This is a genomic window from Ruegeria sp. YTSC230, assembly GCF_059609665.1.
In genome coordinates this window covers 69,673-85,292 of sequence record NZ_JBXWMC010000009.1, presented here as the reverse complement: position 1 = coordinate 85,292, position 15,620 = coordinate 69,673, and the positions used below count along the sequence as shown (strand labels likewise).

General features: G+C 56.1%; 17 protein-coding genes. 2 read left to right on the top strand and 15 right to left on the bottom strand.

The genetic code is table 11. From position 1 onward, the window contains the following. Positions 1–13: 13 nt before the first annotated feature. Positions 14–1,315: an amidohydrolase family protein gene (locus tag AC2FD9_RS17665; RefSeq protein ID WP_496837758.1), complete on the bottom strand. Its 1,302-nt coding sequence runs from the start codon at positions 1,313–1,315 to the stop codon at positions 14–16. A 445-nt stretch (positions 1,316–1,760) separates the two neighbouring features. Here AC2FD9_RS17665 and AC2FD9_RS17660 point away from each other — a divergent pair, with 445 nt between their 5' ends. Beyond that, positions 1,761–2,189: a MarR family winged helix-turn-helix transcriptional regulator gene (locus AC2FD9_RS17660; protein ID WP_058281140.1), complete on the top strand. Its 429-nt coding sequence runs from the start codon at positions 1,761–1,763 to the stop codon at positions 2,187–2,189. 155 nt (positions 2,190–2,344) lie between these two features. On the opposite strand, the gene maiA is transcribed toward AC2FD9_RS17660, so the two are convergent. The 8 genes from maiA to AC2FD9_RS17620 all read right to left on the bottom strand — a co-directional run bounded on the left by maiA (position 2,345) and on the right by AC2FD9_RS17620 (position 9,386). Continuing rightward, positions 2,345–2,977 carry a maleylacetoacetate isomerase gene (gene maiA / locus AC2FD9_RS17655; RefSeq protein ID WP_496838134.1) on the bottom strand — a complete coding sequence of 211 codons (633 nt, stop codon included), beginning with the start codon at positions 2,975–2,977 and terminating at the stop codon, positions 2,345–2,347. Between the two features lie 85 nt (positions 2,978–3,062). After that, positions 3,063–3,608 carry a VOC family protein gene (locus tag AC2FD9_RS17650; protein ID WP_058274548.1) on the bottom strand — a complete coding sequence of 182 codons (546 nt, stop codon included), beginning with the start codon at positions 3,606–3,608 and terminating at the stop codon, positions 3,063–3,065. Between the two features lie 63 nt (positions 3,609–3,671). Next, the gene (locus AC2FD9_RS17645) at positions 3,672–4,988 is read right to left on the bottom strand and encodes a TRAP transporter large permease (RefSeq protein ID WP_058278629.1); all 1,317 of its coding nucleotides are present in this window, start codon (positions 4,986–4,988) and stop codon (positions 3,672–3,674) included. Then, entirely contained in the window at positions 4,985–5,533 is a 549-nt protein-coding gene (locus tag AC2FD9_RS17640; RefSeq protein WP_082637164.1) for a TRAP transporter small permease, read from the bottom strand. The genes AC2FD9_RS17645 and AC2FD9_RS17640 overlap by 4 nt, the downstream gene beginning before the upstream one ends. A gap of 3 nt (positions 5,534–5,536) precedes the next feature. Continuing rightward, the gene (locus AC2FD9_RS17635) at positions 5,537–6,571 is read right to left on the bottom strand and encodes a TRAP transporter substrate-binding protein (protein WP_496838131.1); all 1,035 of its coding nucleotides are present in this window, start codon (positions 6,569–6,571) and stop codon (positions 5,537–5,539) included. A gap of 16 nt (positions 6,572–6,587) precedes the next feature. Next, complete coding sequence (locus tag AC2FD9_RS17630; protein ID WP_496838129.1) at positions 6,588–6,779, bottom strand: DUF2783 domain-containing protein; 192 nt, start codon at positions 6,777–6,779, stop codon at positions 6,588–6,590. Continuing rightward, on the bottom strand, positions 6,776–8,410 hold the full coding sequence (locus tag AC2FD9_RS17625; protein ID WP_496838127.1) for an FAD-dependent oxidoreductase: 1,635 nt from the start codon (positions 8,408–8,410) through the stop codon (positions 6,776–6,778). Before AC2FD9_RS17625 ends, AC2FD9_RS17630 begins: the two co-directional genes overlap by 4 nt. Before the next feature lie 25 nt (positions 8,411–8,435). After that, positions 8,436–9,386: an MBL fold metallo-hydrolase gene (locus AC2FD9_RS17620; protein ID WP_496838125.1), complete on the bottom strand. Its 951-nt coding sequence runs from the start codon at positions 9,384–9,386 to the stop codon at positions 8,436–8,438. Between the two features lie 166 nt (positions 9,387–9,552). On the opposite strand from AC2FD9_RS17620, the gene AC2FD9_RS17615 reads away from it, so the two are divergent. Continuing rightward, a complete protein-coding gene (locus AC2FD9_RS17615; RefSeq protein WP_496732849.1) occupies positions 9,553–9,735 on the top strand; it encodes a hypothetical protein in 183 nt (60 codons plus the stop codon). Between the two features lie 13 nt (positions 9,736–9,748). Here AC2FD9_RS17615 and AC2FD9_RS17610 read toward each other — a convergent pair whose 3' ends face one another. The 6 genes from AC2FD9_RS17610 to hpaD are packed head-to-tail and all read right to left on the bottom strand — an operon-like array spanning position 9,749 to position 15,587. Beyond that, a complete protein-coding gene (locus AC2FD9_RS17610) occupies positions 9,749–10,477 on the bottom strand; it encodes a metallophosphoesterase family protein (RefSeq protein WP_496838123.1) in 729 nt (242 codons plus the stop codon). Between the two features lie 43 nt (positions 10,478–10,520). Then, the gene (locus tag AC2FD9_RS17605) at positions 10,521–11,576 is read right to left on the bottom strand and encodes an aldolase/citrate lyase family protein (RefSeq protein WP_496838121.1); all 1,056 of its coding nucleotides are present in this window, start codon (positions 11,574–11,576) and stop codon (positions 10,521–10,523) included. An 11-nt stretch (positions 11,577–11,587) separates the two neighbouring features. Beyond that, complete coding sequence (hpaH, locus tag AC2FD9_RS17600) at positions 11,588–12,388, bottom strand: 2-oxo-hept-4-ene-1,7-dioate hydratase (RefSeq protein ID WP_496756678.1); 801 nt, start codon at positions 12,386–12,388, stop codon at positions 11,588–11,590. Beyond that, a complete protein-coding gene (locus tag AC2FD9_RS17595; RefSeq protein WP_282120996.1) occupies positions 12,385–13,239 on the bottom strand; it encodes a fumarylacetoacetate hydrolase family protein in 855 nt (284 codons plus the stop codon). The genes hpaH and AC2FD9_RS17595 overlap by 4 nt, the downstream gene beginning before the upstream one ends. Continuing rightward, positions 13,239–14,720, bottom strand: coding sequence for an NAD-dependent succinate-semialdehyde dehydrogenase (locus tag AC2FD9_RS17590; RefSeq protein ID WP_496838120.1), 1,482 nt, complete (start codon positions 14,718–14,720; stop codon positions 13,239–13,241). Before AC2FD9_RS17590 ends, AC2FD9_RS17595 begins: the two co-directional genes overlap by 1 nt. Before the next feature lie 24 nt (positions 14,721–14,744). Continuing rightward, positions 14,745–15,587 (bottom strand): 3,4-dihydroxyphenylacetate 2,3-dioxygenase, encoded by an 843-nt coding sequence (hpaD, locus tag AC2FD9_RS17585; protein WP_496838119.1) that lies wholly within the window; start codon positions 15,585–15,587, stop codon positions 14,745–14,747. Between the last annotated feature and the right edge of the window lie 33 nt (positions 15,588–15,620).

The window sequence follows — 15,620 nt, the reverse complement described above, 5'->3', positions numbered from 1 at the left end:
ATTGTTCTTGTTCTTAAGCTTCCTGAGTATTGGGCCTGGGCGCGTAATCTGCGGGATCCAGGGTCGTGGGGCGGCCGGGCAACGAAAGCGCCGCCATTCGGGGTTCTGTACGGGCCAACACCTTGCCGTTTTTGATTACGGCAAGGCGGGTGGGTTTCATGCGAACAGCTTCAATCGGATCACGCGCCTGCAGTACAACCATACTGGCAGGGCCGCCTTCGCGGATTGTCGGGTCGGGCAGGCCCATGGCTTTGGCGCCATTTTGGGTTACCGATGTGAATGCCCATTCCATCGCTTCCCGGGATGTCATCGGTACCGCGTGCACACCCATATGAGCCACTTCCAGCATGTCAGCGGACCCGAGCGAATACCACGGGTCCATTGTGCAATCCTGCCCGAAGGCAACGTTTACACCGGCCGCGCGCAGCTCTGGCACGCGGGTCAGACCTCGGCGGCGCGGATAGGTGTCCGAACGCCCTTGCAGCGTGATATTGATCAGAGGGTTGGGTACCACGTTCATAGCGCTTTCTGCGATGAGCGGGATTAGCTTCGATGCATAGTAATTGTCATAAGAATGCATCGCAGTGACGTGGCTTGCAGTTACACGGCCCCCAAGCCCAAGGCGCGTAGTCTCAAAGGCCAACGTTTCTACGTGGCGTGACATAGGATCGTCGCTTTCATCGCAGTGCAGGTCCAGCATCAGGCCGCGGTCCGCCGCTATCTCGGCCAGTCTTGTGACAGATCGAGCCCCTTCCGACATCGTGCGTTCAAAATGCGGGATCCCGCCCACCACGTCGACACCCATATCGAGCGCCTGGATCAGGTTTCTCTCTGCGTTTTCTGATCGGTAAAGGCCATCTTGCGGGAATGCCACCAGTTGCAGGTCGATATAGGGGGCAACCTGTTTACGTACCTCCAAGAGCGCTTCAACGCCCACCAACGGGGCGGATGAAACATCCACATGCGAACGGATAGCCAGCAGCCCCTGCGACACAGCAAGGTCGCAATAGCGCATGGCCCGCTCAATCACCGCTTCTGGTGTCAGCAGGGGCTTCAATTCCCCCCAAAGCGCGATACCCTCCAAAAGCGTGCCCGAGACATTCATGCGCGGCAACCCTAGGCTCAGGGTCGCATCCATATGGAAGTGCGGGTCCGTAAAAGGAGGGGAAACCAAACGCCCAACCGCCTGTATCTCCTCATGCGCCTCAGCCTTGATATCAGGCGCAATTTCCGCAACGCGGTCTGCCTTGATCGCGATATCTACCGGCCCGCTGCCATCTGGCAGGCTGGCCTGTCTGATGATTAAATCGAGCATCCAATTCCCCCAAATTTGACCGCATGGTAAAAAGTATTCTGCAAGAATGCTAATAGTTTTTGTTGCACTTCCGGGTCCAGTGTTTCCGCTAGTCTCAGTGTGTGCCTATATCCAAGGCTTGTGTTGACCTTTCTTGGCAGCTGAAGCTGACACAACGGTCAACTTTCGCTTTTGGGATTTTGCGTTGCAGAACTGCTAAATTTTGCAAAGGTCGGTTCACGCTGGGAATCTGTCCGTTTCAGCAGATTGCCGATCTGGAACCTTGATCCAGCGGATCCGCAGTTTTCTGGCAAGCAGAAAAAATCTTCGCAACGGAATCAAAACACTGGGAACCGGGATTTCGTCAACTTCGGCTTGTAGTGTGCAAAACAACCTGCATAAGGATGGCGAATATCAGTGCAGGAAATTTCGTTGCATGTGAAACAAAGCGGACATATAGTTTCTTATGCAACTAGATTCCTTCTTTCCCTATCGCCTCGCCGTGGCGTCCGAAGCGTTCTCACGAAAACTCACGGAAGTATACCAGCGCGAATTCGGGCTATCACGGGAGGAATGGCGCCTGCTTTTTCTACTTGCCAATGCCAAAAGCCTGACCTCTCTAGAACTCTCGCAACGCACCACTCTGGATAAGGTTCAAGTCAGCCGGGCCGCGCAGAGGCTTGACGATAAAGGTTTGATAACCAGAGCAATTTCAGAAGAAGATCGCCGAATTAGGGTTTATCATTGTACGCCGGAAGGCCATCGGCGTTTCGAACAGTTGCTGCCACAAGTCGATGCTTGCGCGCAAGGGATGCTGAATTCCATGTCGGCTGAGGACCGCGCAGCGCTGGACCAAGGCGTGACTGCTCTGCTTAAGGCCGCGTCAGTGACATAGGTACTAAGCCAATCTGCGCAACTCAAGCCATCTGGAGAGCTGGCTGCCGACCGGCGTAGAAATCCGTGTAATCGGTGACGCGGAAGGGCATTGCCTTCCCGGTCGGGCTAACGCCGTCGACTTAGAATAGAATTAGGTCTGCCAGTGTATTTCTCTCAGGAGGCATCGGGCTGGCTTTCAGGTCGAGCGGCGTCGAAAGCGGGTAGGGTGAATGCGCGTTCTTCGATCTCAAGCAGACGGTCGAATGGAGTCATATCGACGCCCCAGCGATGTGCATTGTAAAGCTGTGCGACAAGGCAGATATCGGCAAGGTCCGGCTTGTCACCAAAACTGAAGGTGGCGTTAGCTGGCAAAAGCGCTTGGTAGGCATGGAAACCTTCTGTCATCCAATGCCGGAACCACTCGATCCCATCTTCGGCCGTAAACCCATACCGGGACTTCAGATGCGCGGTGACTCTAAGGTTGTTAACCGGATGTATGTCCATCGCGATGGTATGGGCCGCAGCCTGTACCCGCGCACGCTCGAACGGGTCCTCCGGCAGGAACGGAGGTTCGGGTATGGCAGCGTCGAGATAATTGATGATCGCAAGCGATTGGGTGAGTACACGACCGTCCTCAAGGATCAGCGTAGGGACGCCCTTGCCGGGGTTCAGCGCGACATAGTCCGGCGCGCGTTGCTCTCCGGCAACAAGGTTGACCGGAACTGTTTCATAGGAAACACCCTTGAGATTTAGTGCGATCCGGACCCGAAAAGAGGTCGTCGAGCGCCAATAGCCGTATAGTTTCATGACTTCCTTGTTTTGTGGTCAACCGTCTCAGATTTTGCCAAAAATAGGTTCCCGCGCCGGAAACCTATCCGGCACGGGACGCCCGTCAGGCAGACTTGTTGAGTTCTTTGGCATGCAGCCAATCGGCATGTTTCGGAGCTTTCTTGGTCTTCGACCACTCGTCCAACATAAGCCATTTCACTTCGTCCATGCGCTCCAGCAGCGCTTCTTCTTCCGGGTCCGGGCAGGCCAGTTCGATACGATGGCCGGAAGGATCAAAGAAGTAGATAGAGTGGAAAATCGAATGGTCGGTCACACCGAGTACTTCGACGCCATTAGCTTCCAGATGGTCCTTGAACTGAAGCAGCGTTTCGCGATCCTTCACCTTGAAGGCGATGTGCTGCACCCAGATTGGGGTATTGGGATCCCGGCCCATTTCCGGTTTCGTGGGCAGCTCGAAGAAAGCCAGAACATTCCCATTCCCGGCATCCAAAAACAGATGCATGTAGGGGTCCGGCTCATGCGTAGATGGGACATGATCCTCGGCGATGGCCAGGATAAAGTCCATGTTCAGCATTTTCCCATACCATTCGACCGTCTCTTTTGCGTCTTTGCAGCGGTAAGCGACGTGATGGATCTTCTCGATTTTCATCGATTTCTCCTTTCCGAGGGTGCAGTTTTCAAGGCCAAGGCAACGTACGGTCGCCTCAGGCGTTCACATCAACCCCACCAGCCAGAGTGACAGGGAGGGTACAAGGATGAGCAGGGTCAGACGCAGGATGTCCGCGATCCAGAATGGCAGCACACCGCGAAAAATTGTTCCAAGTGAGACATCTTGCAACACGCCCTTCAGCACGAAGACATTCATACCGACGGGCGGCGTGATCAGGCTGATTTCAGTGGCCACAACAACCACAATGGCGAACCAGATCAGGGCGTTTTCGGGATCGAGCAGGAGTTCATTGGCAAACTCAAGCTCAAACATCAGCGGGTAAAAGACCGGCACTGTTAGCAAGATCATCGACAGGCTTTCAAGCACACAACCAAGCACCATGTAGGTCAGCATGATGAACACAATGACTGCCCAGACCGGCAATTCATTGTCGACAACAAAGCCTGATAGCGCATCCGGCAGTCCGGCGTAGTTTATGAAGTTGGTGAACAGCTCGGCACCGATGATCACAGCAAAGATCATGGCAGTAGCCCGGATCGAATCCAGCGTAGCTGCGAAAAAGCTGCGCCAGGTCATCGTCCTGAGGGCAATGGCGATCAGGATCGAAGCACCTGCACCCATTCCGGCCGCCTCAGTCGGTGTGAAGAACCCACCATAAATGCCAACCATGATGAAGAGAAAAAGGCCCAGCACACAGATCACGCCTATGACGTCAGCCCGGCTCATCGGTTCGGTGTTTTCCTCCTCCGGAGCCAGAGAAGGGTTCAACCGTACCGCAACCATGACCGCGCCAAGATAAAACAGCACACCAATAATACCTGGCACAATTCCCGCGATAAAAAGCTTGGCAATATTGGTTTCGGTCAGCAGGCCGTAGATGATCAGGATCACCGAGGGCGGGATCAAAATGCCCAGTGTCCCACCCGCGGCGATAGAGCCTGTCGCCAGCCGGTCATCATAGCCAAAACGGCGCATTGAAGGCATGGCAACTTTTGACATCGTGGCAGCAGTAGCCAGGGACGAGCCGCACACCGCGGAGAAACCGCCGCAAGAAAAGACCGAAGCCATGGCAAGTCCGCCGCGCAGCCTGCCAAAAAGTCGATCGGCACCGGCGAACAGCCCGTGTGCCACGCCTGAGCCGGCCAACACGTTGCCCATGAAGATGAACAGAGGGATGACCGAAAGGGAGTAAGACAAAGAAGTGTCAAAGGCCACTTGCCCTGTCATAGCCCAGGCAGGCTCCCAACCACGCATATAGGCAAACCCAAAGCCGCCTACGGCCGCCATTGCGAAGGCGATGGGCACGCGCAGTAGTATAAGTCCCAGTAGGATCGCAAAGCCGATCAGAGATTCAATCATGGGGCGCCCTCTAGGTGATCTTGATCGGTGTCGTGTTCGATGGGGGGTTGTAATCCGCGCAGGAATGCGATGAACGCCGAAACCATGCAGGAGACCCCAGCTAGATAGCCGAATGGTGCCAGTGGAATCTCAAGCGCGTTGGTCACCGCGCCGTCATGTGCGGCCTTGGCCGCATGGGTGAAAAGCCGCCAAGAAAAGGTGGCTAACAGGGCTGCAGAGAACAGGCCTGCAAACGCAGACAAAAGACGTTGCGTCTTGCGTCCAAGCGCCAGATTCAGCAGGTCGACCTCGACATGTTCGCGGCGCTCTGTCGTCAGTGGCAAGGCAAGGAAAACGAGCGCTGCAAGCAGTATTTCAGTGAGTTCGAAGGCACCGGATAGCGGTGCGTTGAACAGGTAGCGCCCAACTACATCCACACAGGTGATGAGGACGAGGCTGAACAGGATCAGTGCGGCCCCGACACCCAGAGATCTGTCGAGCAGCAACCCGATGTCCAGCCCCTCATCAGGGGGCTGGTCGGGGAAACGATGGCGAAGCCGCTCCATGGATCAGAAGTCCACGCCAGCTTGTTTGCGCATTTCTTTCAGTGCCGCCGCGCCGTCGTAGCCGTCCGCCGAGATGGCTTCGGACCACGCTGTTTCTGCATCTGCTGCCTGTGATTTGATCGCATCTACGACTTCGGCTGGCGCTTCGTAGATTTCGATCCCGGCCTTTTCGGCCGCGGCGCTGCCTTTCTCGTCTGCGCCGACCCAAGCTTCGCCAACCAGTGCGGCAAAGGCTTCACCGGAAATCGCCTCGATGGCTGCCTGATCCTCTTCAGAGATCTCGTTCCATTTGTCTTCGTTCATGACCATGAACCAAGTGGTGTTGTAGATGCCGCCGGGGACTTGCATCGTGTACTTGACGTCTTCGGTCAGCTTGAACGCAGCCAGAGCATCGTAGGGGAACGTCACGCCATCGATTACTCCGCGCGAGAGCTTTTCATACACCTCACCCGAAGACATGAAGAGCGTTGTAGAGCCGAGACCAGACATCAGGTCTGAGATGTAGCCGCCAGGAACGCGGATCTTGAGACCCGAGAAATCGTCTGTCTTTTCGATCTTACGGACATTGTTGTGCAACATGCCGGGGCCATGCACGAAGAGCCCCAGAAGCTTGGTGCCCTCATGTTCTTTTTGCGCCTCCAGCGGGCCGGAATAGACATTCCAGAATGCTTTGGAACCAGCAACGGCATCGTCACCAATGAACGAGAACTGACCGATCCGAGAGCGGGTGAAACGGTCATCTGTTGTAAAGGAATGCAAGCCATAGGTGATGTCGGCGATACCTTCGGCAGCCATGTCGTAATGTGCCGGGGGCGGGCCCATGGGCTTTGCAAGCACACGTACGGTCACGCGGCCATCGGTGACTTCCTCCACTTGCTTGGCCCAGGGTTTGATTGCCTCAACGACGATCGGATGGCGCGGCGGCAGCCAGCTCGAAAGCGCAAGCTTGGTCTCTGCCACGGTAGTCGTTGCGATCGATATTGCAGCGGTTGCAATACCGGCGAGCAGCAGGGTGTTGCCCTTCAGTTTGATATTCATGGTATCCTCCCTTGGATTATGTGATGTCGGCGGCATTGAGCGCCTGGGTCAGGACGTCCCGGTCGCCGATGTGGTTGGCCAGGATCAGTATTAACCTAGCGTTGATTGTATCGCTCTCGGCCTTGGTCTTGCCCTCATGCGTTGCCAGCAGGTCGGCGTAGAAATCGTCGGTTCCGTCGATATTCGGTGTCAGGGTCAGATCGCTCATTGGCTTACTTCCTTACCGGCCGCACGGCGCAAGGCAGTGCGCATCAGGGTTTCGTTGTATTGCGCTCGGCGGGCGGCGACATGCTGATCTGGGCGGATCAGGTAGACCGCCGAACTGGCTTCGCCGAGATAGCGTTTCCTGAGCTGACCAGTCGGGTCGTCGCGGGTTGAAAGAGCCAGGCGGCGTGCCGTAATCCCGTCCTCTTCCAGAATTTCAGGTGCTTCTGCATCGATTGTCAAAAGGATGAACTCATCACCCAGCTTGGACAACAGGTATTCATCGCCCAACGGGGCATCAGGGCAGGGGGCGCCGGGCTGCGTCCGTTCGGGACCGCCTGCCAGTGCGTCAGCGGAATTGAGTCCCGATCCACTGTACACGCATGGAACCGAGAGCCGACCCGAGTTGACCATCGGTCGTGCGAATTCATAAGTTCCGCTCAGGCTGAGCACGGCATCGCGGAAGATCCGGCTTGTTTCTGATTTCGGTGTGATAAAATCGGTGGACCGTGTAGAATTCAGGATGTTTTCGTCCGCGCCATGAACCCGTTCGGTATCGTAGGTATCAAGCAGGCTCTGAGGCGCTTTGCCTTGAATAACCAGACCTAGTTTCCAGCCAAGATTGTCCACGTCCTGCATGCCGGAATTGGCACCACGCGCACCAAAGGGCGAGACTTGGTGCGCCGCATCACCAGCAAAAAACACCCGCCCCGAGCGGAAACTTTCCATCCGCTTGCACTGGAAGGTGTAGATAGAGGACCAGACCATTTCATAGTCCACATCCCCCAGCATCGCATCCAATCGGCGACGGATATTCTCTTCTTTAAGTTCTTCTTTGCGATCAACATCCCAGCCGATCTGGAAGTCGATCCGCCAGACATCATCAGGTTGCTTGTGCAACAAAGCTGAGGCACCGGAGTCGTGGGTCGGTTCAAACCAGAACCAGCGCTCAGTAGGGAAATTCAGATCGCCTTTCAATTTGATATCGGCGATCAGGAAGCTGTCTTGAAAGACGCGACCGCTGAAATCGAGATCAAGCATCCCGCGCAGCGGTGAATTGGCACCGTCGCAACCGACAAGCCAGTCTGCTTCAAGGGTGTAAGGCCCATCCGGTGTCATCACCTTCAGGGTGACGTGATCGTCGTGTACTTCGACCGCGTCCACGCGGTTCTTGCCACGCAACTGGATCGGGGCACCCTTGTCCTGCAGCTCGCGCAGGCGATCGATCATGTATTGCTCGAAATATGGCTGTTGTAGATTGATGAAGGCGGGGTATTTATGCCCGTCTTCCGGCAACAGGTTAAATTCGAAAACCTTGTCATCGCGATGGAATACCTTACCGAGGTTCCAGACAACGCCTTTTTCGAGCATCGGTTCGCCGCAGCCATAGCGGTCGGCCACTTCCAGGCAGCGCTTTGCGAAACAAATCGCCCGACTGCCCATGCCGATCCCCTCATGATCATCAAGCACAACCACCGGAATACCCTGGCGGCCGAGGTCCAGCGCGGTGGCCACTCCGATCGGCCCGCCGCCCATGACCACAACCGGGTGACGCACCGGCGCATCAATATCCTGATCGGGCGATTTCTCGTATGGGTAGCTCTTGTAGGCGAGCGTGTAACGGTCATCAAACATTGGAAAATCCCCTCCCTTCAGGCTTTCAGCCTTGCAGTTGCTCCCACATTTCCAGATCCCGCTGCGCCGTCCAGATACGTGGTGTGTCGATGCCGCGGGCTTCGTCATAGGCGCGCGCAACATTGAACGGCAGGCAGTGTTCGTAGATCGCGTAGTCAGCGAATTTCGGGTCGCATGCGTCACGTACAGCGTCCCAGGCATCTTTCAGGGTGCCGCCGCCAGCGGCGACACGAGCGGCCGGGCGATAGGTGCTTTCGACAAAATCCCGGGTGGACTCAATTGCTGCTTCAACCATGTCTTTTCCGAGCAAAGCATCACCGCGGCCGGGCGCGATAGCATCGACGTCAAATGCGGCGATATTGTCCAGAGTGCCACCCCAATCGTTGAAATGGCCGTCGCCGCAATAGCAGGCCGAGTGGTACTCGACGATGTCACCGGTAAACATGACGTTCTGATCGGGGACGTGAATGACAATGTCACCGGCAGTATGGGCGCGACCGAGATGCATTAGATCGACGCGCCGGTTGCCGAGGTATACACTCATGCGATCCTTGAAGGTCGTGGTGGGCCAGGTCAGTCCGGGAATGCTTTCATGGCCTTCGAACAGACGTGGAAAACGCTGAAACTCACTGTCCCAATCTTCCTGACCGCGTTCGACAACCTGCGCTCGGGTTGTTTCGGACATGAGAACCTGATCTGCGCCATACGCTGAAGCGCCTAGAACGCGAACCGCGTGATAGTGAGTTAGCGCCAGATGTGTGATCGGTTTGTCGGTAACTTCTCTGACCTTCTCAATCACCTTGCCAGCCAGACGTGGCGTGGCCTGCGCCTCGACAATCATGACACTATCATCGCCGATGATCACGCCGGAATTGGGATCACCTTCAGCAGTAAAGGCCCAAAGCCCTTCACCCACTTCGGTGAAGCTAACCGTCTTTTCACCCAAATCTCCCTGAGATGCGAATGCCTTAGCCATTGTGTTCTCCCGAAGTATGTCGCTCGCGTGACTCGTTTTGTTTCATTTGCAACGAATATCGTTACATATGAAACTAAAGTCAATGCCGTTTCGTTTGGAGTCACGTGTTTGAACTATTGTTGCTGAGTGCATTCGAAGATTTTTCCGAAGTTGCCGGCGTAGAAAAATGTTGTCCATTCCAGCTATTATTGCCGCCAATCCTGCCGACCGCCGTAAAGAACTGCTGTTCCATAAAACGTCTGATGGACCCAATGTGGTGGTTCAAGGCTTAGCGATGACGGCGATCATGGTTGAGAAGCTTTTTAAAAAAGAAACGACATCGGCGACTCCACATTTTTACGCCATGTGAGTCAGAGTCTGTCTCAGTGGGTCACAAGTCTACGCCCACCAGCATCCAGCACACAGCATTTGGTGCCTTCGAACACGGCGGTGGTCAGGGCGTGGCCATAGCCTGCTCCTGTATCCAGATTGATACGGTTTCCATGATGTTCAGGTGCGGACACGTGGCTGTGGCCATGGACTACCAACCATGGATGTGGATCTTTATGGTTCAGGAATTCCTCACGAATCCATATTAGATCGTCGTGGTCTTGCTGCTCCAGTTTCACCCCGGGTCGAATTCCTGCATGCACGAACAGCAATGCGCCGTCCTGATGGAACGGCTTTAGCCCGTTCAGAAAATCGATATGAGCCTGAGGGACGGCCTGTTTGGCTTTGGCGTGAACTTGATAGATTCTGTCCACGTTGGTGGCTTCAACCCCATAGGACTGCAGCGTTTCGATCCCGCCGATCCGAGGATGAAGCCAGTGATACCCGACCAGCAGGCGCGCATCATTGCGCGGATAGTCCTCCAGAAACATTGCGCACATCTGGTCATGATTGCCACGTAGAAAGACCCAGTTCTTACCGTCGGCGTTCCCTCGGACCAGCAGATCCAAAACCCCGCAACTTTGCGCACCCCTGTCCGTATAATCGCCAAGAAACACGATCTTGGCGTCTGGCCCTCCATCCCGTTCGATCCGGTCCAGTGCGTCTTCAAGCATCCCCAGTTGGCCATGGATATCGCCAATTACATAAACCGGATCTGACATGAGTGTTCCTTGTCGTCGTCTTCAGGCGGTAGTTGATTTGGGATCAGCCCACCCAGTCAATGCTAATGTCTTCGCGAAAAGCAAACCGTACCAGATGCGCTTCGATGACTTCCTGCCAGCGGGTCAGATCTCCGCGAGGGCCGGTTTCAGCCGTCAGCGAAAGGCTGGATTCACCCGCGACCAAGGTCAGCCGGTTTCCGCCCGGAAATTCCACGCTGCCGTGGTTGTCGTCAAAAGTCACCTGGGCCTTGTGGGACCAGTGCTTGCACAATTGCTGCAGGTACTTGCTGGCCGCTTCCGTTTTGGCAACACCCGAAACGCTTTGGTCAGGTAGCAACGCCAAGGCTTCATCGGCGGCCCGGCGCACCGCCTGCGCGAACAAAGTTACGTCGATGTTTGCGGCCAGGAAGGTCGCCCCCAGATCCAGACATTTACGCTGCATGGCCGGATCAAGTGTCAGTATCCCGGCAAATTTGCCTGCCGCGACGACCCGAGTTATCGCGTCCAAAACGGCCTCGACCACTTCTGTATGACCAACATCACCGATATGGCCCATGTCAGCGGCCAGATCGGAGGGACCGAGAAAGACCCCATCAACGTCAGAGGCAAGAATATCGTCTAGTGCCTCTAACCCGGCGCGGTTTTCCACCTGAACAAGCAGGCAGATCTGTTCATCAGCCGTTTTCAGATAGTCCGGGATCGCCGCAAAGCGCGAAGCCCTGGCCAACGCTGATCCCACGCCCCGAACTCCGTGGGGCGGGTATCGCACCGCCCGTACCAAATCCCGTGCCTGATCTCCGCTTTCGACCATCGGCACCAGAATATTCTGAACGCCGGCATCGAGGTATTGCTTGATCATCCAGGTTTCACCTATCGGCAAGCGTGCGACCGGTTGGCTGCCGCTTCCTTCGATGACCCGCACCTGTTCCAGGATTGAGCGAAGATCGTTTGGGGCGTGTTCCCCGTCAACGAGCAACCAGTCGAACTGGGACGTGGCCGCGATTTCGACGGCATAGGTGTCGGCCATTCCAATCCAGCAGCCGACCTGCGGCTGACCAGCCTGCAGCGCGGCCTTGAAAGCGTTTAGTGGCGCAGGCATCCCGGCCTCCCTTAGGCAAAGTTGATATCGACCGAGCCAAATGGCCCAAAATCAGCATGGATTTCGGTGCTCGGCGGGCATTCGACGGGTCGAATAAAGCTGCCAGACAAGATCACCTGGCCCGGTTCTAAGCTCTGGTCGTACTGCGCCATGCGACGGGCCAGCCAGACGACGCTTTCGACCGGGTCGTTCAGAACACCCGCGCCAAGACCGGTTTCCTCGATCTCACCATTGCGGAAGGTCAGTGCCCCGACCCAACGCAAATCAAATGCATCTATCGAATGACGTTCGGGGCCCAACACGATGCCGGCATTGGCAGCGTTGTCGCTTATTGTGTCATAGACGGTACGTGTTTGTCCGGTCGCGGGGTCGACACGCTGAATACGCGTGTCGAGGATTTCAATCGAAGGCGCGACGTAATCCGTGGCGGCAATGATGTCGTCACGGGTGACGTTCTCTCCGCCTACCGCAGATTTCATGACAAAAGCAATCTCAGCCTCGATCCGGGGCTGGATGAACCGGCCCGCAGGAACGGTTCCGCCGTGATCGAACTTCATGTCATCGAACAAAATTCCGCTGTCGGGAATGTCGATATTCAGCGCATATTGCATCGCTTTTGAGGTCAGCCCGATTTTCCAGCCGATCACCTTGCGCCCTTCGGCCAATTTCTGTTGATAGATGGCGTTCTGCACCTCATAGGCGTCGCTCATCCCCATTTCGGGATGGCGCAGTGTCAGAAGGCCAATCTGTTCGTGCGAACGTTCAGCCTGCAACAAGTCGGCTGCGGCACGGGCATGATCTTCGGGGGTCATACCTGTTCGTCCTCGACTGTGTTGCGCAGCGTACCAATGCCCTCGACTGAGATTTCCACTACGTCACCCGGAGCCAGGTATTTCGGTGGTTCAAACCGCGCGCCCGCACCCGTCGGGGTGCCGGTGACGATGATGTCTCCGGGCAGAAGCGTCATGAAGGTCGAAATATATTCGATCTCGCGCTTTATCGGGAACATCATGCGATTCAGCGTATCGTCCTGGCGCAACTCACCATTCACATGGGTCTGAATTCGGGCATCGTCCAACTGGGCCGCGTCGGTGAATGGCACTAGCCACGGGCCGATGGCACCGGAATTGTCCCAGTTCTTTCCCTGTGTGACGTTGAACTTGGCATGGCGGACCCAGTCGCGAATTGTGCCTTCGTTACACAAGGTTAGGGCTGCGATGTGGTCATAGGCATCTTCCTGTGAAATTCGCCGACCGGATTTGCCAATCACGATAACGACCTCGCCCTCGTAATCCAGCGTGTGGTTTTCCGGAGGACGGATCAGCGGGCGGTCGTGCCCGGTGAAACCGCTGGCAAAGCGCGGAAACAACGACATGTATTTCGGTTGTTCGCTGCCGTCTTTGTATTCTGCGTTGCGGTCGGGAAAGTTCACTCCGACGCAGAGGATGCGGCGGACATCCGGCATCACCATTTCGTAAGTGAATTCCTTGTGGGTTACTTCCCGGCCTGCTGCGGCCTCGGTCAACTGTTCAAACGTGCCCGCGGCGATCACCTCATAAAGGCTGGCCTGATCGGGAAAGGCGTCGTTTAGCGCAATTGCACCGTCCTTGGTGATCGCGCCGAAAAAAGTTGCTCCGTTTGCGGTGAAAGTTGCAAAGCGCATCAGGCCTCCTCGGCGGCGTCAATGCCACCCATGCACAAGTATTTGAGTTCCATGAAGTCATCCAGCCCATGGCGCGACCCCTCGCGCCCCAGACCTGACATCTTAACGCCTCCAAAGGGCGCTTCGGCAGTTGAGATCAGGCCGGTGTTGATCCCGACCATGCCATATTCCAATGCTTCTGACACGCGCCAGACACGGGCCATGTCGCGGGAATAGAAGTACGAGGCGAGGCCGAATTCGGTATCATTGGCGGCTGCGATAACTTCGCTATCCCTGTCGAATTTGAACAAGGGCGCGACTGGGCCGAAGGTTTCCTCGGTCGCCACCGCCATGTCTGCGGTCACGCCAATCAGGATGGTCGGCTCGAAGAATGTGCCGCCAAGGGCGTGCGGCTTGCCGCCCAGTGTGACTGTTGCACCCTTGGCGGTTGCGTCTTTGATATGCTCAGATACTTTCGCGACTGCGGCTTGATCGATTAGTGGGCCAAAGACGGTGCCCTCGTCAAAGCCGTTTCCAGTCGGCAGTTTTGCGACCTTAGCGGCCAGTTTTTCGGCGAACGTGTCGTAGACCCCAGACTGGACATAGATGCGGTTGGCGCAGACGCAGGTCTGGCCGTTGTTTCGGAACTTGGCGATCACCGCCCCTTCGACGGCCGCGTCTATATCTGCGTCGTCAAAAACGATAAACGGCGCGTTGCCGCCCAATTCCAAACCTAGCTTCTTGATCGTCGGTGCGCATTGCGCATAAAGCATCGCGCCGATTTCGGTGGACCCGGTAAAGGTCAATTTTTGCACAATTTTGCTCGAGGTCATCTCACCTCCGATGGCGCGCGCTGATCCAGTGATGACCGAGAACAATCCCGCGGGCAACCCAGCTCGCTCGGCCAAAACCGCCAGCGCGATAGCCGAGAACGGCGTCTGGCTGGCAGGTTTGAGCACCATGGAACAGCCTGCCGCCAGTGCCGGTCCCGCCTTTCGCGTGATCATGGCATTGGGGAAATTCCACGGCGTGATCGCGGCAACAACCCCAATCGGCTGTTTGATTGTGATGATCCGCTTATCCGGCGCGTGGCCCGGGGTAACGTCGCCATAGGCGCGGCGGGCCTCTTCAGCGAACCATTCGATGAAGCTGGCACCATAAGCGATTTCACCCTTGGCCTCAGCCAGCGGCTTGCCCTGCTCGGCGGTCAGGATAGCGCCAAGATCATCCTGGTTTTCGATCATCAGGTCATACCAGCGGCGCAGAATTTGGCTGCGGTCCTTCGCTGTGAGCTTGGCCCAGCCCTTCTGTGCACGGTGCGCTTCGGCGATTGCTTCGGCCGTTTCGGCCGCCCCAAGATTGGGGACTCGTCCGATTAGATCACCAGTTGCCGGGTTGGTCACTTCCAGAGTGGTGGATACCTCAGTGGCACCGACCCATTTGGAGCCAACCCGCGCCGCTTCAATAAGCAACGTGGGGTCGTTGAGACGTAAGTCTGTCATTTGCAGGATTCCCGTGTCTCGGCCTCAGACCGAAAAGCTGATATTTGCCTGACCCGTTCCGGAACTACCGAAATACGGGGTGTAGACGTCGATCTCGCCTTTATAACTGCCCCATCCCAACGCACCGAACAGCAGCGCAGTGTCGTTCATCGCACACTCGCCCGTACATTTCTTGGCGTAGTCAGGCAAAAGGTCCAAGAATTCTTCGAACCGGCCCTGTTCCCACAATTCGAGAACGCGCATATCCATCTGGCGATTGAACTCGCCATTCACTGCATTCAGACCCTCGACCGAGCGCTCATTCGGCGTGAAGTCATGACTTAGAGACCCGGAGGCCAGAATAGAAACATTGCGGTTCGAACGCCGGATGCCTTCGGCGATGGCTTCACCCCAAACGCGGTTCTCAGCGATGGACGAGAACTGGTTGACCGCAACTGGAAGCACCCGGGCATTCACATCGTCATTGATAAAATGCATCGGCAAAAGGGTACCGTACTCCATTCCCATGTCGGGATGCGAATGACCCAGAGCCCGTTCCCCTCGCTCTCTCAGAACGTCAAGGATGGTTTCACCAAGGTCGTGATCACCGCGATAGTCGAACTCCATATCCGCCAGCATGTGCGGCAGTTCATGGCTAATAAAACGGCCCTTGTGGCGCTCTTTTGTGTTCAGGTGAAAGCCCTGATTGGTGATCCAATGTGTATCGAACACGACGAAGGTGTCGACCTCGCGGTCAATCGCGTCCTGACGCAGACGTGCGTAACCATCTATCGCAGGTTGCCGGATACCTTTGTATTTCGGCATCGTGTGGGACATCCAGATGCTGGGCACATGTGTGATCTTAGCAGCCTGTACAATCTTTCCCATGACAGTTCCTCCTCACTTAAAGTGGCGTCTGAC